We start from the raw sequence: 24,648 nt of genomic DNA, 5'->3' as shown, positions 1-24,648 counted from the left end.
CCATGCTAGTGCGGGTGGGAATGTCAGAGTTTTATTCTAATAACTTATTCTTTTTTGTTTTTTACAACTATTTTTCATCGCTTTGTCATACTGGCGTTAACGGTTGCGTGGAAATAAGAAAAATTCATCTCGGCCAAGATGATTTTATTTGCATTTATAATGAATAGTTATGCTTGGTGAGGCCTTGCGGAGAAAGCGTTGATCTCTGTCATCGCGGGAAAAGCCGTTTTTTATTAGCATCACGGGCTTTGAGCACAGAGACCTCCAAGATTATGCAGTTGCCGCAATTAGTCAATATGTTTGGTGCCGACCTTCAGCGGCGATACGGCGAAAAGATCCATAAACTCACCCTGCACGGCGGGTTCAGTTGCCCGAATCGCGACGGCACGTTGGGGCGTGGTGGCTGTACCTTCTGCAATGTCGCTTCTTTTGCCGATGAACAGATGCAGCATCAAAGCATCGCCGAACAGTTGGCGCTGCAGGCCGGCAGGGTGAATCGCGCAAAACGCTACCTGGCCTATTTTCAGGCCTATACCAGTACTTATGCAGAAGTGAATCTGCTGGCGGAGATGTACCGCCAGGCGCTGGGACAGGCGGATATGGTCGGCATTTGTGTTGGAACCCGGCCGGACTGCGTGCCACCTGCCGCCCTGGATCTGCTGGCGAGTTACCGCGAAAAAGGCTACGAAGTGTGGCTGGAACTCGGGCTGCAGACGGCGCACGATAAAACGCTAAAGCGCATTAACCGCGGCCACAATTTCTCCTGTTATCAGCACACCGCCCGGCTGGCGCGCGAACGCGGGCTGAAGGTGTGTAGCCATCTGATTGTTGGGCTGCCGGGGGAAAGCGCCGCCGAACATCTGACCACGTTACAACGGGTGGTGGACAGCGGCGTGGATGGCATTAAGTTGCATCCGCTGCACATCGTGACCGGCAGCACGCTGGCGCGGGCCTGGCAGGCGGGCCGGTTGCCTGAACTGTCGCTGGAGGCATATGCCGCCAGCGCCGGGGAGATGATCCGCCACACGCCGAAGGAGGTGGTATATCACCGTATTTCCGCCAGCGCGCGTCGGCCGACGCTGTTGGCACCGTTATGGTGCGAAAACCGCTGGAACGGCATGCAGGCGGTCGGCGGCTATTTGCAACGCCATGGCGGGCAGGGCAGCCGATTGGATGAAAAGCTGCAATATCGCCCTTGATCGCTGTTTTGATTTGCAATCTTTCCCACACTTCGACGTTTGCTTCCTTATCTCCTCGGTGTTTTACGGTATGATTTAGACGATTCTGTCTGATGGGAGCGGCTATGAAGCAAATCCGGGTGTTAGCCCAGTACTACGTTGATTTAATGGTAAAACTGGGGCTGGTACGCTTTTCGCTGCTGCTGGCGTCGGCGCTGGTGGTGCTGGCGATGGTGGTGCAGATGGCGGTGACCATGCTGCTGCGCGGCGAAGTGGAAAGCATCGACGTGGTGCGCTCAATCTTCTTCGGCCTGTTGATTACGCCCTGGGCAGTCTACTTTCTGTCGGTGGTGGTCGAACAGCTTGAAGAATCACGCCAGCGCCTGGCGCGGCTGGTGGATAAGCTGGAAGAGATGCGCCACCGCGATCTGGAGCTGAACCAGCAGCTTAAGGACAACATCAGCCAGCTGAATCAGGAAATTGCCGATCGTATCAAGGCGGAAGAAGAACGCCAGCAGGTGATGGACAAGCTGACGGAAGAAATGGAACAGCGCGAACTGGCGCAAATCGAACTGGGCCAGCAGTCGGCGCTGTTGCGTTCTTTCCTCGATGCCTCGCCGGATCTGGTGTATTACCGTAACGAAGACAAAGAATTCTCCGGTTGTAACCGGGCGATGGAGCTGCTGACCGGCAAAAGCGAAAAACAGCTGATTGGCCTGACACCGTATGACGTTTACGGGCAGGAAATCGCCGAAAAGGTGATAGAAACGGATGAGAAAGTGTTCCGCCACAACGTTTCGCTGACCTACGAACAGTGGCTGGTTTATCCGGACGGGCGCAAGGCCTGTTTTGAGCTGCGCAAAGTGCCGTTTTACGATCGCGTTGGCAAACGGCATGGGCTGATGGGCTTCGGCCGCGATATAACCGAGCGTAAGCGCTATCAGGACGCGCTGGAGAATGCCAGCAGGGATAAGACCACCTTCATCTCCACGATCAGCCACGAGCTTCGTACGCCGCTTAACGGCATTGTCGGGCTGAGCCGCATTCTGCTCGATACCGAGTTAAACGACGAACAGCTGAAATACCTCAAAACCATCCATGTCAGCGCTATTACCCTGGGCAATATCTTCAACGACATTATCGAGATGGACAAGCTTGAGCGGCGCAAAGTGCAGCTCGACAATCAACCGGTAGATTTCACCGGCTTCCTGGCGGACCTGGAAAACCTCTCCGGCCTGTTGGCTCAGCCGAAAGGCCTGCAGTTTGTGATGGAGCCGCAGCAACCGCTGCCGCAGCAAATCATCACCGACGGTACCCGCCTGCGTCAGATCCTATGGAACCTGATCGGCAATGCGGTGAAGTTCACGCCGCAGGGGCAAATCGTGGTCCGCGTACGCCGCGAAGAGCAGGATCGGTTGGTGTTTGAGGTGGAAGACTCCGGCATGGGGATTCCGAAGGATGAGCAGGACAAAATCTTCGCCATGTATTATCAGGTCAAGGACCAGCACGGCGGCCGTCCGGCGACCGGCACCGGCATTGGGCTGGCGGTTTCCAAGCGCCTGGCGCAGAGCATGGGCGGCGATATCACTGTCAACAGCGTGCAAGGGCACGGTTCTTGCTTCACTTTGACCATCCAGGCGCCGGCGGTGAAGGAAGCGGAAAGTGAAACGCAGGCGGAAGAGGCCTTGCCATTACCGGCGCTGCATATTCTGCTGGTCGAAGATATCGAGCTGAACGTGATTGTGGCGCGTTCGGTGCTGGAGAAGCTGGGCAACAGCGTCGAAGTAGCGATGAACGGCAAGGATGCGCTGGCGATGTTTGATCCGGACGAGTTCGATTTGGTGTTGCTGGATATCCAGTTGCCGGACATGACCGGGCTGGATATCGCCCGGGTGCTGCGAGAGCGCTATGCCGGGCAGGCGCTGCCGCCGCTGGTTGCATTGACTGCCAACGTGCTGAAAGACAAAAAAGAGTATCTCGACGCGGGGATGGACGACGTGCTGAGCAAGCCGCTGTCGGTGCCGGCGCTGACCAAGGTGATTAAACATTACTGGGATCATCAACCCTCTCACACCACAAAGAAAATGGAGCAAAAGACGATGCAGATTAATGAGTCTTTACTGGATACCACCATGCTGGAACAGTACATGGACCTGGTGGGGCCGCAGTTGATCCATCAGAGCCTGGAGATGTTTGAGCAAATGATGCCGGGCTATCTGGCGGTGTTGGATTCCAATATGACCGCGCGTGATCAGAAAGGCATTACGGAAGAAGGGCACAAAATTAAAGGTGCAGCGGGTTCGGTGGGTCTGCGTCATTTGCAACAGCTGGCACAGCAAATTCAAACCCCGACGTTGCCAGCGTGGTGGGATAACGTGCAGGACTGGGTGGATGAGCTGAAGCAGGAATGGCGTAACGACGTGCAGGTACTGCGGGCGTGGGTAGCGGAAGCTGAAAAAAAATGACCCCGACCTAGGCCGGGGTGCGCGAATATTGCGCCAACACCAGGGAAATTGTGAACCTGCGTATTGGATTTAGTGTTCTGGTCGAGCAGGTTGCAGAGAATTCCTAAACATCATACAGCCAACAACATAGCAAATGTAAGCGCTCTTGTTAGAAGATTCATTAAAATGTGTGATGTAGATTAGTGTTTGACTACTCCGAGCACTAACCAGTTGACAGTATCAACAGGAGGAAGGGTGATGAAAAACGTGGGTGTAGTGCTGAGTGGCTGCGGGGTTTATGACGGTACGGAGATCCATGAGGCCGTCCTGACGCTGCTGGCGTTGGACCGGGCAGGCGCACAGGCGGTGTGCTTTGCGCCTGATAAACCTCAACTTCATGTTATTAATCACTTATCTGGTGATGAAATGCCAGAGGCGCGCAATGTTTTGCTGGAGTCTGCACGCATTGCGAGAGGCAAGATCCAGCCGCTTTCACAGGCCGATGCCGACCAACTGGACGCCCTGATTGTTCCCGGTGGGTTTGGCGCTGCGAAGAACCTCAGCAGTTTTGCCAGCGAAGGGGCGGAATGCTGGATTGATAAAGATTTAGCGAAGCTAACGCAACAAATGCATAAGGCAAATAAACCAATTGGTTTTATGTGCATCGCGCCGGCGCTGCTGCCAAAGTTGCTGGATCAACAAGTGCGGCTGACCATTGGCAACGATCCTGACCTCGGTGAAGTGATTGATGCCATGGGCGGTGAGCCGGTCATTTGCCCGGTTGACGATATCGTGGTGGATATTGATAACAAAGTGGTGACCACGCCAGCCTATATGTTGGCGAAATCGATCGGTGAGGCCGCCCGCGGGATTGATAAGCTGGTTTCACGGGTGCTGGATTTGGCTGAATGAGAAAATCTGTGGGCAAATCGATGCTATCCCGGCCATGGTTTTGGCTGAAACGCGGATTGATCGCAGTGGTTGGTGCCTGGCTGCTGGGTATCCTGGTATTTGCTTTTTTACCGGTGCCTTTTTCTGCGGTGATGGTCGAGCGGCAGATCGGTGCCTGGCTGAGGGGCGATTTTGGCTATGTGGCGCACTCCGACTGGGTGTCGATGGACGAGATTTCCCCGCAGATGGCATTGGCGGTGATGGCGGCGGAAGATCAGAAGTTCCCGGATCACTGGGGTTTTGACGTGGCGGCGATAGAAAAGGCGTTCAGCCACAATGAACGTCGGCCCACGCGCATTCGTGGCGCTTCTACGCTGTCGCAGCAAACCGCGAAGAACCTGTTCCTGTGGGACGGCCGCAGTTGGTTGCGCAAAGGGTTAGAGGCCGGTTTGACCTCCGGCATCGAACTGGTGTGGACCAAGCGTCGGATCCTGACGGTATACCTGAATATCGTGGAGTTCGGTGACGGCGTGTTCGGCGTAGAGGAAGCGTCACGGCGCTACTTCAATAAACCGGCCAAGCGTCTGACTGCATCGGAGGCCGCACTGCTGGCGGCGGTGTTGCCCAATCCACATCGCTTCAAGGCCAATGCGCCTTCCGGCTATGTCATACAGCGACAGCAGTGGATCATGCGCCAGATGCGCCAGTTGGGTGGGGAAGGTTTCCTGAAAGAGAATAAGCTCGATTAACCTGATGCTCCCCTACCGTTAGGCAGGGGAGCCGTCTCTTTAGCAGTGAATTTTGTATCAGGGTTTTTGACTGATAAACGCACTCAGGTCTGCATGCATCTTTTTGAGCGACGGTTCATCCACGTACGGCATATGCCCGGTGTCATACCAATAGAAACGGATATTGTCGCGTAGCTTGGGCGACACGGGCAGATGGCTCATCTCATATTTGGCGACGAAATAAGGCGTGGCCAGATCGTAAACCCCGCCTATCACCATCACTCTCATTGCCGGATTCATTTTCATCACCCGCGACAGGCTCGGCAACACGTTAAACGATCTGTCGCGGCTGTTGCTGGACATGTTCCAGTCATAGATCTCATCGGAAAATGCGCGATAGTTTTGGTCGGCGCTAAAATGCAGCGTCTTGCCAAGATAATCGTGGAATTGCGCGACGTAGGCGGAAGTAATTGCACTGATGTTGGGATCGTAATTGGACGTTTCGGCGATATTATCCAGCGATGGCCCACGATAGCGGGTATCGATTCTGCCAATGGTCTCGTCCTGGCCGCTCAACAGTTGTTTGGCGAAAACCGGCCCACTCAGGCGCAGATTGGCCTTGAGCCAATAATCGGTCGAAATACCGGTAAATTGGTAAAGTTGCTCGGCGAGCGTTTGGCGATCTTTTTCAGGCAGATTGGCACCTTGCAGCAATGCCTGGGCATAAGTCCCCAGTGCAAACTTCTCGGCCTGGTCTAACAAGGTTTGCAGGCTCTGGTGTTTGTCCGGCAGCCGCTGGTGATACCACGCGCTGGCCGCGTAGGTGGGGAGTGCCAGGTAGTAAGGCTGATCGACGCCGGGGTTTTGATTGGGATCGTCGACATTGTTGTCATAGTTCAGAAACTGCGACATCAGAATAATGCCGTTAAGATCGATATTCTGATTTTTTAGCGTCTCGGCCAATACCACCGAGCGGGTAGTGCCGTAGCTTTCACCCAATAAATATTTAGGTGAGTTCCAGCGTTGGTAATGCGTTAGAAACTGAACGATAAACTGAGAAAAAGCCTGAGCATCGCCGTTGACGCCATAAACGTTGCTGGCACTCTGTGATTTTTGCTGCGCTCTCTCCGGTTGGCTGGCGGCACTGCTGGAAAAGCGGCTGTAACCCGTTCCGGGGGCATCGATAAATACCAGATCGCTGACGTTGAGCAAGCTGTATTGGTTATCGGTTAGTTGGTAAGGCGCCAGCTGTGTTTTCTCTGGCTGAGTAGCGATAACCCGTTTAGGCCCGAGTGCCCCCATATGCAGCCAAAGCGAGGCGGAGCCTGGCCCGCCGTTGTAGATAAAGGTAATCGGCCTGTTCTCGTTCTTATTCCCATTCTTTTTGAAATACGCGACATAGAACATGCCGGTCACGGGATCTTCCGGGTCGTCTTTACTCAATTCCAGCACCCCGGTTTGCGCCTGATAATTGATTTTTACCTGGTTGACCGTGATCGCGCCTTCGGTAGCAACGGTTTGATCGGCCATCGGGGCTGGGGCGTGCTCGGCGTGGGGCGCTTCCTGTGGCGGATTGGCGGCGGAAACTCCGGCGGTGAATAAAGAAACGGCAGTGAGAAAACCGATTAAAATTCTGTCCATTTGAATTTTATCCGTAATGAAGTGAGAGATGACTTTAAACGCGACTCATTAAACCAGGGTACAACAGCGGGGAGCGTGCAGAAAAGCGGCAAGGGGAAGGCCCCTTGCCTGAAGGATCATTTAACGAAGGTGAAGGCGGTGGTGACGTGTTTCACGCCGCTCACCTGGCTGGCGATCTGCGCCGCAGACTGGCCTTCCTGTTGGGTGACCAGGCCCAGCAAGAACACTTCGCCATTTTCAGTGGTCACTTTCACGTTGGATGACTTCACCGTATCGCTGGTGAGCAGCTGTGAACGGACCTTGGTGGTGATCCAGGTATCGGAGGAGGCGGTGCTCAGGCTAACCGGCGTTCCCTGACGGATCTCGTTATACACTTCGGTGGTGCCTTCAACACCCATGGCGATTTGCTTGGCACGAGCCGCCAGATCGGTGCTTGGCGATTGGCCAGTCAGCAGGACTTTACCCTGATAGGCGGTTGCGACCACCCGAGCCTCTTTTTTCAGCTGCTGATCTTTGCTCAGGGCATTTTCAACCCGGGCTTCCAGCGTCCCATCGTCTACCTGAGTCCCCACGCTGCGTGGGTCGGTGGCCGTTTTAGTGGCGACGGCGGCGCTGCCAACAACAACGCCTGCAATACAACCTTGTAACAGCAGGGCGCTGGACAGCACTGCAAATGTGGCTTTTAGCTTCATCTCAGTTCCTTAATCGTCCTGGTGGGGAAACAACGTATTATCTATCAGGTCGCATAGGCAATTTACAGTCAGCATATGCATTTCCTGAATGCGTGCACTGCGGTGGGAAGGGATGCGGATCTCGACATCCTGCTGACCGAGCAAGCCGGCCAGTTCCCCACCGTCGTAACCGGTAAGTGCGACAATCGTCATGTCACGCGTCACGGCGGCTTCGACCGCTTTCACAATATCACGGCTATTGCCGCGGGTGGAAATTGCCAGCAGTACGTCGCCGGCGTGTCCGAGCGCACGAACCTGTTTGGCATAGACTTCATCGTGCAGGCGATCGTTGGTGATCGCGGTCAGCACCACGTTATCGGCATTCAGGGCAATGGCCGGCAGGCTTGGGCGCTCGGTTTCAAAGCGGTTGATCATGCTGGCGGCGAAATGCTGAGCATTGGCTGCCGAGGTGCCGTTACCGCAGCACAGAATTTTATTACCGTTAAGTAAGGATTGAACCAGCGTCATTGCTGCACGCGAGATGGCGTCGGGCAAAGCTTCCGCCGCCGCAATCTGGGTTTGGATGCTTTCGGTAAAACAGGCTTTAATTCTATCCAGCACGTTGTATTAATCCACTAAGTCAAAGGGCCGGTCTGCACCGGTAAACCGCGTTTAATCCGCATTGAAGGCATTGGGTATCCATTCTAACTGGCTACCGGTAATGGCCAAAACATCAAAACGGCAAGACGATGTGTCAAAACTGGCTCCGCGCCCCGCCAGCCAAACGGCGGCGGCATGCAGCAACCGCTGTTGCTTGCGATAGGTAACGCTGGCGGCTGCACCGCCAAACGCATCGCTGCGTCGGTAGCGTACTTCAACGAACACCCAGGTTTGGCCATCGCGCATGATCAGGTCGAGCTCACCGCCGCGCAGCGTAACATTGGCGGCGAAGAAAGTGAGCCCGGCGCGTTCCAGATAGTGGCGGGCCTGTAATTCATAGCCCGCCCCTGTGGCGCGTTGACTCAAGAGACCGGAACGACCATGCCCTGGCGGTATTGCAGCCAAGGCAGTTTTCTGTTGATGACGCAACCCGGTGAGGCGGTCAGCATGCCAGTGGTGCCTGAGACCTGGAAGCCGGGCAACTGGCGCATTTCAGCAAAGTGGTTGGACAATGTCCAGGCATCCATCCCCATGGCGTACAGACGCACCAGCGAGTAGTCGTTGCGGAACTGGCTGCTTGCCTGCTGCAACAGCTGCGGGTTGGCACCGGCCAGCAACGGGATATCGCTGAACTGCAGGCCTTCCATTTCCAGACGGAAGTCCGGACCGGCACCGGCCTGGTAGCTGCGTGAACTGGCGTACATCGCCGGCTTGCTGCGCGAGTTGGTGGCCATGTCGATCATCGGTTTGATCAACGTCAGTTGGGACTGGGTCGCGACGATATAGACCGAATCTACGCTGCCGCCGCTGGCTGCTGGCGTATCGCTCGGTGGCGCAGGGATGGTCAGCCCGGCAATGGTAACGGCCTGCGGTGCCGGCGCGGTGGAGATTGGCGTACCCGACATGCGAATGCCGCCGCTGTTCACCATTTGGCGCAGTTCACCGGCGGAGCCGATATTTTGCTGCAGCACCGTTTGGCCGCCCAGTTTTTGCCACTCCTGATTAAAGGCTTTGGCAACGCGATCGCCGAAGGCACCGCGCGGGATCAGCAACAGCGGTTGCCGTTTCTGCTGTTCCCAAATGTGGCGGGCAGCATCGCGGGCTTCATCTTCCGGTGAAAGCGCGAAGTAACAAATGTTCGGATTGTCCTTCGGCGTTTCCGGCTGGTTGAGCGCCAAGACGTTCAGGGTGGTGGTGCTGCCGGCCAGTTGATCGACATTTTCTTTCAGCAGTGGGCCGACCACCAGGGTGGCACCATCCTGCTGGGCCTGCGTCAGCAGCGCGGCCAGTGGCTGACTGGAGGTATCATACACCTTAATTTGCGCGTTAGCGGCCTGCGGCGGCGTAATTGGCGCGGTAGACGGAGCAGAAGGCTGAGCGGCAGTGACCGGGGCAGCATCTGCTGACGGCGCCGAGGTGCTTACTGCGCCGTTGGCATTGGGATCCGTCGAGGCAGGAGCCTGTACCGGCTCGCTGGTAGGCTGTTGCTGCTGTTGTTGCACCGGAGCGGAAGGCGTCACGCCGTTTTTCGCCGCTTCAAACCCTTTTTGGATCGCGTCGGCGAACACTTTTGCCTGGCCGTTCAACGGCAGCAGTAGTGCGATTTTTGAAGTAGAAGCCTGGGTAAAGTTCAACACCTGGTTCAACTGAGTGGGCAGGGTTTTCGCCGCCGGATTCTGCGGGTAGCGATTCTGCCAATCTTTAATACCGGCCTTCAGCAGATCGGGATCCTGTTTGTTGTCCTGATAAACGCGCAGCAGATCCAACCAGCCCTGCAGTACATTCTCGTTGGCGTTGATCACCAGACTGTTCATGTCCTGCGTTGTCAGCTGCAGCAGGGCCAGCCAGGTCTGGTCCAGATTGGTTTGGTGCGCTTTGCCGGTCACCAGCGGTTCTTGTGCGATGTAAGCGCGGATCAGCGGCAGGGAAGGTTTACCCTGATTGGCAGCGATCTGCGCCTGGTAGAAGCGCACCAGTTGGTTGGCCGACAACGAGCCGGTATCCAGATGGCTCAGGGTGGTGCGGGCAGCGACGTAGCTTTTGTTCGCCACCTGCAGCTCGGCGCTCAGTAACTGGCGCTCCACCAGTTGAACGCTGCTGAGGTTTTTCGGCAGCTGGTTCAGTTGTTCACTGGCCTGCGGCAGTTTCCCTTCGCGCAGTAACGCGCGAATAGCAAGTAATTGCCAGTCAGCCTTGTTATCATTGCTGCTTTGCTGTAGCTGCTGCAGATAGTAATCGGAACTGGCGCTCGCTTCGTCCTGTATATTAGCGGGCGGCGTCTGCGGGGCCTGACTCGGGCAACCTGCAAGGAAAAGGGCTGCCGCGATAACTGCGGTAAGTCGGACAGGCTTTGAACGCCCTGCTTTGGTACGAACGAATGTTGAGGAAAGCATACTGTATCCAGTGATGTTTTTTTCAAGATGCTTAATATTAAATCGGCAATCCGGATGAAACAATGAATCAACACCAACAATCAGTCATTTCTGCATCAACGCTGTATGTGGTGCCCACCCCAATCGGCAATTTAGGGGACATTACCCACCGTGCGTTAGAGGTACTGAAAAGCGTTGATCTGATTGCGGCGGAGGACACGCGCCACACCGGGTTGCTGTTGCAACACTTTGCGATTAGCGCGCGGTTGTTTGCGCTGCACGACCATAACGAACAACAAAAGGCCGATCAACTGCTGGCGAAATTGCAGGAAGGCCAGAGCATTGCGCTGGTTTCCGACGCAGGTACGCCTTTGATTAACGATCCTGGCTATCACCTGGTACGCCGCTGCCGTGAAGCCGGTATCCGCGTGGTACCCTTGCCGGGCGCCTGTGCGGCAACCACCGCGCTGTGTGCTGCCGGTCTGGCTTCAGACCGCTTCTGTTACGAAGGGTTCCTGCCGGCGAAAACCAAGGGGCGTAAGGATACGCTGATGGCGCTGGCAGAGGAACCGCGCACGCTGATTTTCTACGAATCAACCCACCGTCTGCTGGAAAGTTTGCAGGACATGGTGACCGTGTGGGGGCCGCACCGTTACGTGGTGCTGGCGCGCGAACTGACCAAGACCTGGGAATCCATTACCGGTGCGCCGGTCGGCGAATTGCTGGCCTGGGTGCAGGAAGATGAAGTGCGTCGTCGCGGTGAGATGGTGCTGATCGTTGAAGGCCACAAAGTACAGGAAGATGCACTGCCGCTGGAGGCGTTGCGGACGCTGGCGCTGTTGCAAAAAGAATTGCCGTTGAAAAAGGCGGCGGCGCTGGCGGCGGAGATCCACGGCGTGAAGAAAAATGCGTTGTATAAACACGCATTGGAGCAACAAGAACAGTAAAGCGGTTGACCTGCCGTGAGCGCAACGCTACTATCCGCGCCGGAGTTGACCAGACAGTCGCCGCTTCACTGCCGTCCCTTTCGGGGGAGACAGGTGGAGGGGAGGAAAGTCCGGGCTCCATAGGGCAGGGTGCCAGGTAACGCCTGGGAGGCGCAAGCCTACGACTAGTGCAACAGAGAGCAAACCGCCGATGGCCCGCGCAAGCGGGATCAGGTAAGGGTGAAAGGGTGCGGTAAGAGCGCACCGCGCGACTGGCAACAGTTCGTGGCACGGTAAACTCCACCCGGAGCAAGGCCAAATAGGGGTTCACATGGTACGGCCCGTACTGAACCCGGGTAGGCTGCTTGAGCCAGTGAGCGATTGCTGGCCTAGAGGAATGACTGTCCACGACAGAACCCGGCTTACCGGTCAGCTCCCTCTATAAAGAAAACCCCGCGTGACGCAAGTTACGCGGGGTTTTTTCCTTTCAGGATGTGACTCACACCGGCAAGTCGATCAGCAGCGCACGCAGCGGCGTGGCGGCGCGTATCGTCAGGCGGTTTTCATCATGGATAAATGCACCGTCGCCGCACGTCAGGTTCTGGCTGTCCTGATGGTTGCCCTGGGCTTCAATGGTACCGTGGATCGACTGCAAGTAAGCACGGGGCCCATGCAATGCCAGCGTCTGCTGCTCACCTTCCTGTAAATCCAGGTGATGGATCCACACCTGTTGTCGCAGTTGCAGGCTACCCTGAGCGCCGTCCGGCGATGCCAGTAGCGTCACACCCTTCGCTGGCAGCGTCAGGCGCTGCACACGTTCGTTATTGGTGTCTGGACAGGCATCCAACCACAGCTGCAGACGGGTTAGCGGCGTATCGCTGCTGGCGTTTTGTTCGCTGTAACTCATCCCTGGCTGGGTGGCCAGCAGCAAAGCCTCACCGGCCTTGGCGCTCATCGTGTTACCGTCGCTGTCGCGGTATTCGGCCTGGCCTTGCAGGATCAAATTCAGAATGTCCACGCTCGGATAAGTACGCGGCTGCAAGGCTGCGCCCGGCGCCAGGACTTCCTGATTGAGCACCCGCAGTGAGGCGTAACCCATCAGCTTGGGATCGAAGTAATGTCCAAAAGAAAAGGTGTAGCGAGCCTGCAGCCAACCAAAGTCAGCTTGCCCGCATTGTTTTGCTGTTCTGCATGTAATCATGGCAATTGGCTCTCTAAATTCATTATCTAGATGGTAAGCATCTGGACGCCGGATTGTTAGCCAGTTAATCTGGTCGGCATATTCAAATTTCCTGACAGAGAGATTCGATGGCCAGAGATCGGGCGTTAACGCTTGAAGCGTTAAGGGTTATGGATGCGATCGACCGACGTGGCAGCTTTGCTGCGGCAGCCGATGAGCTGGGGCGCGTGCCTTCGGCGCTCAGCTACACCATGCAAAAATTGGAAGAAGAATTGGACGTGGTGCTGTTCGACCGCTCCGGCCACCGCACCAAATTCACCAACGTCGGCCGCATGCTGCTGGATCGTGGACGGGTGCTGCTGGAGGCGGCGGATAAGTTGACCACCGACGCCGAGGCCCTGGCGCGCGGCTGGGAAACCCATCTGACTATCGTCAGCGAGGCGTTGTCGCCGCCAAGCAAGCTGTTTCCGCTGGTTGATAAGCTGGCGCTGAAAGCCAATACCCAGGTGTCTATTTTCACTGAGGTGCTGGCCGGAGCCTGGGAGCGGCTGGAGCAGGGGCGCGCCGATATCGTTATCGCCCCGGACATGCATTTTCGCGCCTCGTCAGAAATCAACACGCGCAAACTGTACAAAGTGACGAGCATGTATGTGGCCGCGCCGGACCATCCGATCCATCTGGAGCCAGAGCCGCTGGCTGAGGCCACGCGGGTGAAATACCGTGGTATTGCGGTAGCGGATACCGCCAGGGAGCGTCCGGTATTGACCGTACAATTGCTGGATAAGCAGCAGCGCCTGACGGTGAGCACCATTGAAGATAAACGTCTGGCTCTGTTGGCCGGTCTGGGCGTGGCGACCATGCCTTACCCGATGGTCGAGAAAGATATCGAAGAAGGGCGCTTGCGGGTGGTGGGGCCGGAATACAGCCGTGAAGTTGACATTATCATGGCCTGGCGGCGCGACAGCATGGGCGAGGCGAAAGCCTGGTTCCTGCGCGAGATCCCAAGGCTGTTCACCCAGTTGGAGCGTCAGTAAGCGCTCCCCCTTGCCGCAGGTAAAGGGGAGCTTGCCGTTAACCGAAACGCGTGTCGCGACCGTGTGGTTCGTCGAGATCCTGCGCCGGCCCAATCGAAATGATGCCGTGCGGATTGATGGTGGCGTGGCTGCGATAATAGTGATTGCGGATGTGCGGCAAACTGACCGTTTCGGCAATGCCTGGCATCTGGTAGATATCACGCAGGAAGCCGTACAGGTTGAGGTAATCGCTGATGCGGTGTTTGTCGCACTTAAAGTGGGTAACATACACCGGATCGAAGCGTATCAACGTGGTCCACAGGCGCAGGTCAGCCTCAGTCAGGCGATCGCCCGTCAGATAACGCTGTTGTCCCAGAATTTGCTCCAGCCGTGCCAGGGCGTCGAATACCCCGTGTACTGCTTCGTCATAGGCCTCCTGGCTGGTGGCAAAGCCGGCCTTATACACCCCGTTGTTCACCAGGTCGTAAATCCAGCCGTTCAGCTCATCAATTTCCCCGCGTAGCTCTGCAGGATAATAATCGCCAGCGCGTGCGCCAACGCCATCGAACGCGCTGTTGAACATGCGAATGATATCGGCAGATTCATTGCTGACGATGGTTTGCTGCTGCTTGTCCCACAGCACCGGAACAGTCACACGACCGGTGTAGTGCGGGTCGGCGCGCAGGTAAAGCTGGTAGAGGAAATCTGAGTGATAGAGATCATCGCCGGTCGCTTCAGGGAAATCGGTGCCGAAGGTCCAGCCGTTTTCCAGCATCAGCGGATGTACCACCGAAACAGGAATGATCTGCTCCAGCCCTTTCAATTTACGCATCAGCAGAGTGCGGTGCGCCCAAGGGCAGGCAAGAGAAACGTACAGGTGATAACGATCTTTCTCCGCTTTAAAACCTGCGACGCCGTGTTCGCCCGGCTGGCCGTCGGCGGTCACCCAGTTGCGGAACTGAGAGGTTGAGCGTTTGAAACGGCCTCCGGTAGATGAGGTGTCATACCAGATGTCTTGCCAAACGCCATCGACGAGTTGTCCCATGGGAATCTCCTTCGTGTCCGAGTGAAAAAGCAGAAGGGCCCGCTTACCGGGCCCCGTGTCACTATTAAAAACTTACCACTTCTTGTTCAGCAAGCGGTCGATACTGAAACCGCCCGGGCCAGCAACAGCCAGTACCAGGAAGCCGCCGGCGATGGCCAGGTTCTTCATGAACATCAGCTGGTTTACGCCTTCCGCAAAGTTAGTATGGAACAATAACGCGGTCAGCACAGTAAAACCGGCGGTGAACAGCGCTACGGTACGAGTCAGGAAACCGAACATGATCGCCAGACCGCCGCCAAATTCCAGCAGGATGGTCAGAGGCAGCAAGAAGCCAGGCACGCCCATCGATTGCATGTACTGTTGGGTTCCGGCATAGGCATCGCCCATTTTGCCGTAGCCTGCCACGATAAACAGGATTGTCATCAAAATACGCGCAACCAGCAAACCTGTATCTTCTAATTTTTTCATCATTTACTCCAAAGTGATTTTTGTTTGCCAGTCTTGGCGTTTTCATGTCGGTGGGCGGTATGCCGGGTATTTAGCCCCGTGCGGCCCGTCTCGTGTCGATGGAGTGAATGTTAATCGGGAAGCCTACGCTTTGTTAGCAAGTAAAACTGTCGTATTTTTTCAAAAAAACTGAATCTTTAGCCTGCTAACAAAGAGAGGGGAATCAGAATGTTGCCCAGCCTTCACCGACAGAAACGGGAATTTTCTGCGAAAAGGCGGGCTTAACAACGGAAGAATTGAAGGAACTGCGAAAGGTTATTTGTTGGAAAAGGTTTTCTGGATCAAACGGATAGTGCCAAAGACACCAAAAGCACGACGAGACCAGCGAATCAGCTTGCTTGGATGGCGTATACCGTAGATGGCCATCACGCTGGAGCCGACCACCAGGTATTTACGCAAGCCGAAAACCGTTTGCCAGCCGCGGTCGATACGCTCGGTCTTTTCCAACCACAGGGTTTTGTTTTCCGCAAGATCCAGCCTTTGCTGCTGGATCTTGCGGATGAGCTTCTCTTTTCTCCATTCCAGATAGCGGCGACGATTCATTTTTCGTCCTCCAGCTCGGAACGGTCGATCTCCAACTGTTTGCGCGTGGCGCCCAACAACGTGGAGCGTCGAGCCTTGACCAGTGTCCAAATGGCACCGAACACGGCCAGGAACAGCAGCACCCCGGTAGTGGCCCCTAACGCCATCAGGCGGTAGATAGGATCGATGGCCCAGAAAATCAGGATTAACAGGCTCATCAGGCCAAATGCGGTGAACAACAGCGTCATGCCGGCCATGATCAGCAACTGAATGAGGTTGGCTTTCTCCTCTTCCAACTCGACCACTGCCAGACGGACACGGGTTTCCACCATACCGACCAAAATAGTGATGATGCGCTGGCCGACGTCCAGGACCCCCTTGGCGGGGCCCTGTGCACGAACTTGCGGTTGTTGTTCAGCCATAATTAGCGGCGCGCTAACAGAACGCCCAGTACCACACCGACAGCGGCGCCGATACCGATACCGGTCCACGGATTATCACGAACATATTCGTCCGCCTGGCCGGCGATCTGTTTGGTTTGAGAAGCCAGTTTGTCCCCGGCATCGCTCAGGCGAGCACGGGTATCCTTCAGCGCGCCTTCAGCTTTGGAGCGCAGCTTTTCCAGTTCGGCTTTTGGCTTATCGGTGGAAGAGTTCAACACTTCTTCCAGCGTATCGGCTAAGGATTTAAGTTCAGCGCGTAAGTTTTCTGCATTTGAATCATGTGCCATGTGATAATTCCTTAACGTTAACTGAGACAGACTTTTAACATAGCGGATTTTTTCGCCGGAGCAAAGGGGGGATGAGTAGTTGATATCACTAAGCATCCATTTCAAATACGGTAAAAATCCCGCTTGGTGCGGCTCTCAGCGATAAATCCGCTAGTGTAAAAAAATTATTCCGCTTGGGCTTGCTTAAGCTCGGCTTGAGCTTCAGCCAGCTTTTTCTGTTTCTTGGCCACTTTGTCCAGATTGCCGGTCTGCTGGGCTTCTTTCAGCTCCTGCTGACGTTCGGCTACCTTGCTTTGTTTCTCATCGATTTTTTTCTGGCGATCGGCCTGCAGGCCAGCTTCGGTGCAATTTGTCTGCACTTCGCTCAGCGCCTTTTGCAACCCGGCGACGCGGTGAGTATTGCCGTGCTGGGTGGCGTAATCGATCTGTTTTTGAATCTCTTGTGCTTTGGCGGCACAGCCGCCCTCAGCCGCAAATGACAGGGCCGGGAAGACGAAGAATGGGAGAGCCAGTAACATAGATTGGCGTAATTTCATGCTATCAATTCCTTGTTATTGGGATGCGTTGTCACGTATCCGCTTTCCTGACTGCCGACAGAGGCAGTGCGACAGGAGTCTTACGTAGCTGACTGACGCTAACCTTGAGCATAGCCATAAATCGTGAAGACCCCAAAGAATCCGCCACGGTTCAGTGTTGAGTGATGATTAATTGAACAGGGCGGTGATATGAAAGGAAACCCCTTCATATGAAAGGGTATTATCCCAGATTAAGGGGGGAGCGCGCAAATTCGCGCACCCAGTGAGTGGGCACTGGGGATTCGCTCAGGGCAATGATGTACCCCGGCGGCAGAATGGTTTGCAAGGCCTCGCGCGCCAGCAACTGCTGTTCCGGCGAGTCCAGGCGGATCACCAGGCCGTCGCCTTCCGGAGTAATGCTCTTGATGCGAATACCGCGCTGATCCAGCCGCTGATAGACATAAAAACCGTCAGGCAGCGAAAGGCCTTGCTGCCCTGCGCGAATGCGTAGCTCGCTCTCGGTGCGCACCATGCAGGGTACCAACAGCGTGGCAAGCGCCAGCAAGGCGAGCGCAATCAGCAACACGTACTGCCAGCGCGGGCGCTTGATCATCACGCCCCTTTCCCCTGGTCCTGGCTATCGGCGCGTTTCTTGCGCCACAAGACGATCAGCGAGCCGACCAGCCCGACGACCAGCAGCACCAACGGCAACAGCATCAGGCAGAACATCAGTTGATCTTCATACTTACGGAAGACCGGGGTTTTGCCCAGCGCAAAGCCCAGCGAGGTGAGGATCACGACCCACAGCAGGCCGCTCATCCAGTTAAAGAACTGGAAGCGGGCATTGCTCAGGCCAGACAGGCCGGCAATGGTCGGCAGCAGGGTGCGGACAAACGCCAGGAAACGACCGACCAGCAGGGCGGAAAGCCCGTGGCGGTGGAACAACTGGTGAGCCCGTTGATGATAGTGAGCCGGCAGATGCGACAGCCAGCCCTGTACCGTTCGGGTATTGCCGAGCCACTTGCCCTGTATGTAGCTGACCCAGCACCCCAGGCTGGCGGCGACGGTCAGGATCAGGATGGTGAGCGGGAAATTCATGGTGCCTTTGGCGATCAGGACGCCGACCAGGATCAACAGGCTATCCCCTGGCAGAAAGGCTGCCGGCAGCAGACCGTTTTCCAAAAACAGGATCATAAACAGCAGCACGTAGAGGGTCCAGACCAGCGAAGGGTTCGCCAGCGTCTCAAAATCCTGCTGCCATAAGGCATGTAACAGTTCTTTAATGATGTCCATCCGGTGTTCCTAAAACGTCATTGTTTATTTTTATCTCAGCGGCTGATCGAGTGTGGGCCGAAAGCGCGTGGGCGATGCTGGCTGCTGATAATGATGAAACGGCGTTGCTTTTTAGTAGATTCTAGTCGGTGCGACACCGGTCATGAGTGGTAAGTCAGCGTGCCACGGTAAAGCATATTACTTTCTTTCCAGCCGCCTAGCCTGTTTTGCTGCTGCGGGGTGTGCAGCGTCCAGTTGACCTGGGCAAGCCGGTTGAGCACAGGTGAGTTCTGACGCGGGAGTTTGGTGCGGTGGCCCAGCTCTGCGGCCAGGGTATAGACCGGCGGTAATTGGGCGCAGGTCGACAGCGAGCCGGAGAAGGAATGCAACCGCGGCAATAACAACGGCAATTTACCCGGCTTTTTTCGCTGCAGCTCTGCCGGTGACCGATAAACCTGGTCGTAAGGGGAAAGCAGCGGATCGGAGAGCGAGGGTAAACTGCTCAGCGACGTAGGGGTTGCTTTGGAAGGAGCCGCGCATAGCTTTTGGCCGGAGACCGAACCGGTCCAGCAAAAAAGAGCAATAAGCATGGCAAACAACCAGCGCATGTATTCGCGTCCCGCCCCGTAGCAGAGGGTAAAAAAGTGGCTCAACTTTACCAAAATAGCACGATTGGCAACAGGGAAATCTACGTTGCCAGCGGTGAAATACTACACGGCAAATCGCCGTTCAGGCATCGATTCAGCGGATTTTACAATACCTGACATAACCCGACGATTTTTGACCGCCTGGGCTATTTATTTTCGGCGGCTACGCCATCCAGATGCACCACCGGGTTATCGGCGAACAGGTAGCGGTCGGCATTATATTCAAAATCGTCGCTGGTGGCGTTGAACAGCATCTGTTTGGTGTTTTCCAGGTGCTGCCACATGGCCAACTTGGCGGCGTAAGGATCTTTACGTATCAATGCCTTGAGGATCTGATCGTGGTCGTCGCACCAGCTGGCGATGGAGCGATCGTCGATATGCTCATGCAGCTTGATCCAATAAGGGTTATTTACCCGTTGAACCCACATTTTTTCCACGATGGTAGCCATGGCGGTGTTCTGAGTGGCCAGCGCCACCTGCACGTGGAATTTCAGATCCCACTGCGAGTCGCGGAAGCGATCCTCTTTACGCGCCTGTTCCTGGATCTCCATCAGTTGGACGATGTCCTGCTTGGTAACCTGGGTCGCGGCGAATTCGGCGATGTTGCTCTCAATCAGTTGGCGTGCCTGCAGCAGCTCGAACGGCCCGGCGGTGGCAAATTCAATGCTGTCGCCCGGCACCACCAGATGCTTTTGCTGGTTGGACATCACGTGGATCCCGGAGCCTTTGCGTACGTCGACGTAGCCTTCCACTTCCAGCATGATGATCGCTTCGCGCACCACGGTACGGCTGACGTTCATCTCTTCGGCAATGTAGCGCTCGGCCGGCAGCTTATCGCCCACCGGGTATCGGCCGCTTTCGATACGCTGTTTAAGCTCGGCGGCCAGTTGCTGATACAGGCGTCTGGTTTCAGTGAATTCCATAGTGAATGCTCTTTGGATAGGGAGGGGCGCATGGCCATGGATTTGTTATACCACTTATCCGGCAGAGCTGCCAGTAGGCTCCGGGGAGCGCCCGGCGCGATGGCCGGGCTGCGGGGTTAATGGCGCGCGGGGGAGGGGTCCAATACAGCCTCTTCGGATTGCGTAGCGGGGCGATTTTGCAGGACGGTCCAGATAACGATGGCGCCGAGAATATCGAATACCGACAGTGCGGCAAACAGTGGGCTGAAGCCCAGTGTGTCCGCCAGGGCGCCGACCACCAGGGCAAACAGGGTGCTGGCGGTCCAGGCCGCCATGCCGGTCAGGCCGTTGGCGGTGGCCACCTCGTTGCGACCGAAGACGTCAGAAGACAGGGTAATCAGTGCACCAGACAGCGCCTGATGGGCAAAGCCACCGACGCACAGCAGTGCGATAGCCGCATAGGGGCTGGTAAACAGGCCTATCATGCCAGGGCCAATCATCAGCACGGCACCCAGGGTAACCACCAGCTTACGTGAAACAATCAGGTTCACTTTAAAGTGTTTCTGGAAAAACGGTGGCAGGTAACCGCCGACGATACAGCCCAGATCGGCGAACAGCATCGGCATCCAGGCGAACATGGCGATCTCTTTCAGGTTGAAGCCGTAGGCTTTGAACATGAATAACGGGATCCAGGCATTGAAGGTGCCCCATGCCGGCTCTGCCAGAAAGCGCGGCAGCGCGATGCCCCAGAACTGGCGGTTGCGAACAATCTGCCAGGCGGACATTTTCTTGGCGTTGCCGGTTTGGTGCTGTGCTTCCTGCCCACCCAGAATGTACTCGCGCTCTTCGTCGCTGAGCTTCTTCTGGTCTTTCGGGTGCTTATAGAAAATCAGCCAGCAGACAGCCCAGATCAGGCTCAGCACGCCGGTGATGATGAACGCCATTTCCCAACTGTGCGCGACGATTGCCCAGACCACCAGCGGCGGCGCCAGCATGCCGCCTATCGACGAGCCGACGTTGAAGTAACCCACGGCGATGGAACGTTCTTTGGCCGGGAACCACTCACTGCTGGCCTTCAGCCCGGCGGGGATCATTGCCGCCTCCGCCATGCCCACGGCCCCGCGCGCCAATGCCAGCCCGCCCCAACTGTTGGCCAGAGCCGTGCCCATGCAAAACAGCGCCCACAGGATGGCGAACATGGCGTATCCGACCTTGGTACCCAAGACGTCCAGCACATATCCCGCCACTGGTTGCATCAGGGTGTAGCAGGCAGAATAGGCCGCGACGATGTAAGAATACTGCTGCGTGGTGATGTGTAAGGTGTCTTCCAGCGTGGGCGCCGCGACGGCGATGGCGTTACGCGTCAGGTAACCCAGCACGGTGCCGATCGTCACCAGTCCGATCATGTACCAGCGTAACCCTTTAATTTTACGCATCCGAAATATCTCCCAGTCTTGAATTGGCGGCGCCCTGTCGGCGTCAGCGTTTTAAGGGGTTATCCCTTTATCGTTGATTTGCACCGGCCTGTTCATCACCGGCGTATTCCCGCCGCAAGCACGACTGGGTGGCGAGACAATAACTTGTCATACAGATTTAAAAGTTGAGTGATATCACAAAAGCCATTTTTCAATTCGGCAATACTGTTTGCCGCATGATTGGGCTGTTTAGGCGCTATCTGACCGCAAAAATGCCGGTTAACGGCCTTTTCTGGGTCATGGCAGCCTGGCTGAAGGCGATATTTTGCTGGACGCCCAATAAAATTGGTGTGATAACTTTGTCGCATTGAACACTGTGTCGAACGGCAAGCAAGGTGAGGAGCCAGCTATGGCGACGTTTTTAAACGAAGATTTCTTGCTGGGCAGCGAATTCGCCCGGCGTTTGTATCATGACTATGCGGCGGAGCAACCGATCTTTGACTATCACTGTCATCTGCCGCCGGAACAGATCGCCGAGAACACCCGTTTCAAAAATTTATACGAAATCTGGCTTAAGGGTGACCACTACAAATGGCGGGCGATGCGCACCAACGGGGTGGCAGAACGGCTGTGTACCGGCGATGCCGGCGATCGTGAAAAATTCGATGCCTGGGCTGCCACCGTACCGCACACCCTGGGTAACCCGCTTTATCACTGGACCCACCTGGAGCTGCGTCGTCCGTTCGGTATCACCGACACGCTGCTTTCCCCGATGACGGCGGACGATATCTGGCAGCGCGGCAATGCCCTGTTGGCGCAGGACGATTTCAGGGCGCGCGGCATCATGCAGCAGATGAATGTGAAGATGGTCGGCACCACTGACGATCCTGTCGACGATCTGCGCCACCATAAAGCCATTGCCGCCGACAGCAGTTTCGATATCAAGGTGTTGCCAAGTTGGCGACCGGACAAGGCGTTTAATATCGATGCGCCGGGCTTCAATGACTATCTGCAAAAGCTGGAAGCTGCAGCCGATATTCATATCGGTCGATTCAGCGCGCTGTGTGACGCGTTGAAAAAGCGCATGGATCATTTTGCCGCCCATGGCTGCAAGGTGGCTGACCATGCGTTGGACGTGGTGGTTTATGGAGAGGCGGATGAAGCTGCACTGGATGCGATTTTAACGGCGCGCCTGAGCGGCAAGCTACCTGCGCCAGAGCAGAGTGCCCAATTCAAAAGTGCGGTGCTGCTGTTCCTGGCGGCAGAATATCAACGCCGTGAATGGGTACAGCAATATCACATCGGCGCGCTGCGCAATAATAACAGCCGCATGCTGGCCAGCGTCGGCCCTGATATCGGCTTTGATTCGATAAATGACCGACCGCTGGCGGAGCCACTTTCACGCCTGCTGGATGCCCAGGCGCGTCAGGGGGGCCTGCCAAAGACCATCCTGTACTGCCTCAACCCGCGTGACAATGAAGTGATCGCCACCATGGTCGGTAACTTCCAGGGAGAGGGTACGCCGGGCAAGATGCAGTTCGGTTCCGGCTGGTGGTTCAACGATCAGAAAGACGGTATGCAACGTCAGATGACGCAATTGGCGCAGCTCGGTTTGTTGAGCCGCTTTGTCGGTATGCTGACCGACAGTCGTAGCTTCCTGTCTTATACCCGCCATGAATATTTCCGCCGCATCCTTTGCCAGATGATGGGGCGTTGGGTGGCAGACGGCGAGGCGCCAGCAGATATCGCGCTGCTGGGCGAGATGGTGAAAAACATCTGCTTCGACAATGCCAAGAACTATTTCGCCATTGAACTGGCGTAGCCGCTGCCCGAGGTGGGTTTATGCAAAGCATGGTAAAAATTCATTCGCTGGATAATGTCGCGGTGGCACTGCGCGATCTGGCGGCCGATGAAACGTTGATGCTGGACGGCACAGCAATTCGGCTTGCGCAGCCGGTAGCGCGCGGGCATAAGTTTGCGCTACGGCCGATTGCCGCCGGTGAGGCAATCATCAAATATGGCCTGCCGATCGGCCATGCACTGGAGACGATTGCTTCCGGTGTGCATATTCACTCGCAAAATGCCAAAACCAACCTGAGTGACCTGGACAGCTATCAGTATCAGCCGCAATTTTCCGTATTACCGCCGCAGGCTGCGGATCGGGAAGTGCAGCTTTATCGCCGTAGCAGTGGGGAAGTAGGGATCCGCAACGAGCTGTGGATCATACCGACCGTTGGCTGTGTCAACGGCATTGCCCGACAGATCCAGCAGCGTTTCCTCAAGGAAACCCAGGATGCGCAGGGGATCGACGGCGTGCACCTGTTCAGTCATCCGTTTGGCTGCTCCCAACTGGGGCAAGATCATGAGAACACCCGCACTATGCTGCAAAACATGGTGCGCCATCCCAATGCCGGCGCGGTGTTGGTGATTGGCCTGGGGTGCGAGAATAATCAGGTGGATGTTTTCCGCAGTACCCTGGGTGCGGTTGATGATCAGCGGGTGCGCTTTATGGTCTGTCAGCAACAGGACGATGAGGTAGAGGCTGGGTTGGAACAGCTACATGCGCTGTACCAGGTGATGCGCGATGATCGCCGTCAACCGGGCAAGCTGAGTGAATTGAAATTCGGGCTGGAGTGCGGCGGGTCTGACGGGCTGTCCGGCATCACCGCCAATCCGCTGTTGGGGCGTTTTTCCGACTATCTGATTGCCAACGGCGGCACGACGGTACTGACTGAAGTGCCGGAGATGTTTGGCGCCGAACGGATCCTGATGAGCCGCTGCCGCGATCGTGCGACGTTCGACAAGACCGTCAGCATGGTCAACGATTTCAAACAGTATTTTATTGCCCATAACCAGCCGATTTATGAAAACCCTTCGCCGGGCAACAAAGCCGGTGGGATCACCACGCTGGAGGAGAAATCGCTCGGCTGCACGCAGAAAGCCGGGCACAGCCAGGTGGTGGACGTGCTCAAATATGGCGAACGGCTGCGGCAACCCGGTTTAAACCTGCTGAGTGCGCCAGGCAATGACGCGGTAGCGACCAGCGCGCTGGCCGGTGCCGGTTGCCATATGGTGTTGTTCAGCACCGGGCGCGGTACGCCCTATGGCGGTTTCGTACCGACGGTGAAGCTGGCGACCAACAGCGAACTGGCGGCGAAGAAGCCGCACTGGATCGACTTCGATGCCGGCCGGCTGATCCACGGCACCCCGATGGAAAGTCTGCTGGAGCAGTTTGTCGATCTGATCGTGGCGATTGCCAATGGTCAGCCAGCACGCAACGAAACCAATGATTTCCGTGAGTTGGCGATTTTTAAGAGCGGAGTGACATTGTAAGGCGACAGTCGTAAAAAAGGCGCCCGATCACGAGCGCCTTCTGGAACATTTTGGGG

At 56.1% G+C, this 24,648-nt stretch carries 25 protein-coding genes and 1 other RNA gene; 9 read left to right on the top strand and 17 right to left on the bottom strand.

Annotation, left to right across the window (positions count from 1 at the left end; translation table 11 throughout):
- Positions 1–272 precede the first annotated feature (272 nt).
- The 4 genes from H0S68_RS21720 (at position 273) to mtgA (ending at position 5,262) form a co-directional block, all read left to right on the top strand.
- Positions 273–1,199, top strand: coding sequence for a TIGR01212 family radical SAM protein (locus tag H0S68_RS21720; protein WP_201896431.1), 927 nt, complete (start codon positions 273–275; stop codon positions 1,197–1,199).
- Between the two features lie 104 nt (positions 1,200–1,303).
- A complete protein-coding gene (gene arcB / locus H0S68_RS21715; RefSeq protein WP_046372558.1) occupies positions 1,304–3,643 on the top strand; it encodes an aerobic respiration two-component sensor histidine kinase ArcB in 2,340 nt (779 codons plus the stop codon).
- Between the two features lie 237 nt (positions 3,644–3,880).
- Entirely contained in the window at positions 3,881–4,534 is a 654-nt protein-coding gene (gene elbB / locus H0S68_RS21710) for an isoprenoid biosynthesis glyoxalase ElbB (protein ID WP_400826820.1), read from the top strand.
- Positions 4,531–5,262, top strand: coding sequence for a monofunctional biosynthetic peptidoglycan transglycosylase (gene mtgA / locus H0S68_RS21705; RefSeq protein WP_020831828.1), 732 nt, complete (start codon positions 4,531–4,533; stop codon positions 5,260–5,262). The genes elbB and mtgA overlap by 4 nt, the downstream gene beginning before the upstream one ends.
- 57 nt (positions 5,263–5,319) lie before the next feature.
- On the opposite strand, the gene H0S68_RS21700 is transcribed toward mtgA, so the two are convergent.
- The 5 genes from H0S68_RS21700 to H0S68_RS21680 all read right to left on the bottom strand — a co-directional run bounded on the left by H0S68_RS21700 (position 5,320) and on the right by H0S68_RS21680 (position 10,606).
- On the bottom strand, positions 5,320–6,882 hold the full coding sequence (locus H0S68_RS21700) for a S10 family peptidase (protein WP_217331603.1): 1,563 nt from the start codon (positions 6,880–6,882) through the stop codon (positions 5,320–5,322).
- Between the two features lie 116 nt (positions 6,883–6,998).
- Positions 6,999–7,574, bottom strand: coding sequence for a division/outer membrane stress-associated lipid-binding lipoprotein (gene dolP / locus H0S68_RS21695; protein WP_020831822.1), 576 nt, complete (start codon positions 7,572–7,574; stop codon positions 6,999–7,001).
- Positions 7,575–7,583: 9 nt separating this feature from the next.
- Entirely contained in the window at positions 7,584–8,174 is a 591-nt protein-coding gene (diaA, locus tag H0S68_RS21690) for a DnaA initiator-associating protein DiaA (RefSeq protein WP_020831820.1), read from the bottom strand.
- Between the two features lie 51 nt (positions 8,175–8,225).
- Entirely contained in the window at positions 8,226–8,579 is a 354-nt protein-coding gene (locus tag H0S68_RS21685; RefSeq protein WP_020831818.1) for a YraN family protein, read from the bottom strand.
- Entirely contained in the window at positions 8,576–10,606 is a 2,031-nt protein-coding gene (locus H0S68_RS21680) for a penicillin-binding protein activator (protein WP_217331602.1), read from the bottom strand. The genes H0S68_RS21685 and H0S68_RS21680 overlap by 4 nt, the downstream gene beginning before the upstream one ends.
- Before the next feature lie 62 nt (positions 10,607–10,668).
- Between H0S68_RS21680 and rsmI the strand changes: the two genes are divergently transcribed.
- Together rsmI and rnpB are read left to right on the top strand one after the other, a co-directional pair.
- Positions 10,669–11,532: a 16S rRNA (cytidine(1402)-2'-O)-methyltransferase gene (gene rsmI / locus H0S68_RS21675; RefSeq protein ID WP_020831815.1), complete on the top strand. Its 864-nt coding sequence runs from the start codon at positions 10,669–10,671 to the stop codon at positions 11,530–11,532.
- A gap of 41 nt (positions 11,533–11,573) precedes the next feature.
- Positions 11,574–11,952: RNase P RNA component class A (gene rnpB, locus H0S68_RS21670), an RNA gene on the top strand.
- Between the two features lie 58 nt (positions 11,953–12,010).
- Here the strand turns inward: rnpB and H0S68_RS21665 are convergent.
- Complete coding sequence (locus tag H0S68_RS21665; RefSeq protein ID WP_410529017.1) at positions 12,011–12,712, bottom strand: pirin family protein; 702 nt, start codon at positions 12,710–12,712, stop codon at positions 12,011–12,013.
- Positions 12,713–12,819: 107 nt separating this feature from the next.
- On the opposite strand from H0S68_RS21665, the gene H0S68_RS21660 reads away from it, so the two are divergent.
- Positions 12,820–13,725 carry a LysR family transcriptional regulator gene (locus H0S68_RS21660; protein ID WP_041414994.1) on the top strand — a complete coding sequence of 302 codons (906 nt, stop codon included), beginning with the start codon at positions 12,820–12,822 and terminating at the stop codon, positions 13,723–13,725.
- Positions 13,726–13,762: 37 nt separating this feature from the next.
- Here the strand turns inward: H0S68_RS21660 and H0S68_RS21655 are convergent, their stop codons facing one another.
- The 11 genes from H0S68_RS21655 to H0S68_RS21605 all read right to left on the bottom strand — a co-directional run bounded on the left by H0S68_RS21655 (position 13,763) and on the right by H0S68_RS21605 (position 21,280).
- Complete coding sequence (locus H0S68_RS21655; protein ID WP_129984011.1) at positions 13,763–14,749, bottom strand: glutathione S-transferase family protein; 987 nt, start codon at positions 14,747–14,749, stop codon at positions 13,763–13,765.
- A 72-nt stretch (positions 14,750–14,821) separates the two neighbouring features.
- Positions 14,822–15,217, bottom strand: a complete 396-nt coding sequence (locus H0S68_RS21650) for a DoxX family protein (protein ID WP_020831809.1) — start codon at positions 15,215–15,217, stop codon at positions 14,822–14,824.
- A gap of 294 nt (positions 15,218–15,511) precedes the next feature.
- Positions 15,512–15,799, bottom strand: a complete 288-nt coding sequence (locus H0S68_RS21645; protein ID WP_020831807.1) for a YqjK-like family protein — start codon at positions 15,797–15,799, stop codon at positions 15,512–15,514.
- Complete coding sequence (locus tag H0S68_RS21640; RefSeq protein ID WP_044553624.1) at positions 15,796–16,200, bottom strand: phage holin family protein; 405 nt, start codon at positions 16,198–16,200, stop codon at positions 15,796–15,798. Before H0S68_RS21640 ends, H0S68_RS21645 begins: the two co-directional genes overlap by 4 nt.
- A 2-nt stretch (positions 16,201–16,202) precedes the next feature.
- Complete coding sequence (locus H0S68_RS21635; protein ID WP_020831805.1) at positions 16,203–16,508, bottom strand: YqjD family protein; 306 nt, start codon at positions 16,506–16,508, stop codon at positions 16,203–16,205.
- A 164-nt stretch (positions 16,509–16,672) separates the two neighbouring features.
- Positions 16,673–17,044: a DUF1090 domain-containing protein gene (locus H0S68_RS21630; protein ID WP_115060592.1), complete on the bottom strand. Its 372-nt coding sequence runs from the start codon at positions 17,042–17,044 to the stop codon at positions 16,673–16,675.
- A gap of 220 nt (positions 17,045–17,264) precedes the next feature.
- The gene (mzrA, locus tag H0S68_RS21625; RefSeq protein ID WP_020831802.1) at positions 17,265–17,636 is read right to left on the bottom strand and encodes an EnvZ/OmpR regulon moderator MzrA; all 372 of its coding nucleotides are present in this window, start codon (positions 17,634–17,636) and stop codon (positions 17,265–17,267) included.
- On the bottom strand, positions 17,636–18,316 hold the full coding sequence (locus tag H0S68_RS21620; protein ID WP_020831800.1) for a DedA family protein: 681 nt from the start codon (positions 18,314–18,316) through the stop codon (positions 17,636–17,638). Before H0S68_RS21620 ends, mzrA begins: the two co-directional genes overlap by 1 nt.
- Before the next feature lie 140 nt (positions 18,317–18,456).
- Positions 18,457–18,903 carry a hypothetical protein gene (locus H0S68_RS21615; protein WP_217331601.1) on the bottom strand — a complete coding sequence of 149 codons (447 nt, stop codon included), beginning with the start codon at positions 18,901–18,903 and terminating at the stop codon, positions 18,457–18,459.
- A gap of 185 nt (positions 18,904–19,088) precedes the next feature.
- Complete coding sequence (gene exuR, locus H0S68_RS21610) at positions 19,089–19,865, bottom strand: transcriptional regulator ExuR (protein ID WP_020831798.1); 777 nt, start codon at positions 19,863–19,865, stop codon at positions 19,089–19,091.
- A 116-nt stretch (positions 19,866–19,981) separates the two neighbouring features.
- Positions 19,982–21,280 carry an MFS transporter gene (locus tag H0S68_RS21605; protein WP_020831796.1) on the bottom strand — a complete coding sequence of 433 codons (1,299 nt, stop codon included), beginning with the start codon at positions 21,278–21,280 and terminating at the stop codon, positions 19,982–19,984.
- Between the two features lie 388 nt (positions 21,281–21,668).
- On the opposite strand from H0S68_RS21605, the gene uxaC reads away from it, so the two are divergent.
- On the top strand, positions 21,669–23,081 hold the full coding sequence (gene uxaC, locus H0S68_RS21600; RefSeq protein ID WP_122080281.1) for a glucuronate isomerase: 1,413 nt from the start codon (positions 21,669–21,671) through the stop codon (positions 23,079–23,081).
- 20 nt (positions 23,082–23,101) lie between these two features.
- The gene (locus H0S68_RS21595) at positions 23,102–24,592 is read left to right on the top strand and encodes a UxaA family hydrolase (protein WP_122080280.1); all 1,491 of its coding nucleotides are present in this window, start codon (positions 23,102–23,104) and stop codon (positions 24,590–24,592) included.
- The last annotated feature ends 56 nt before the right edge of the window (positions 24,593–24,648 follow it).

Origin of the sequence: Serratia sp. AXJ-M, assembly GCF_046531865.1 — a bacterium.
Taxonomy (GTDB): domain Bacteria; phylum Pseudomonadota; class Gammaproteobacteria; order Enterobacterales; family Enterobacteriaceae; genus Serratia; species Serratia liquefaciens.
The sequence above is the reverse complement of the archived record's forward strand: the minus strand, read 5'-3'. Positions and strand labels throughout refer to the sequence as shown.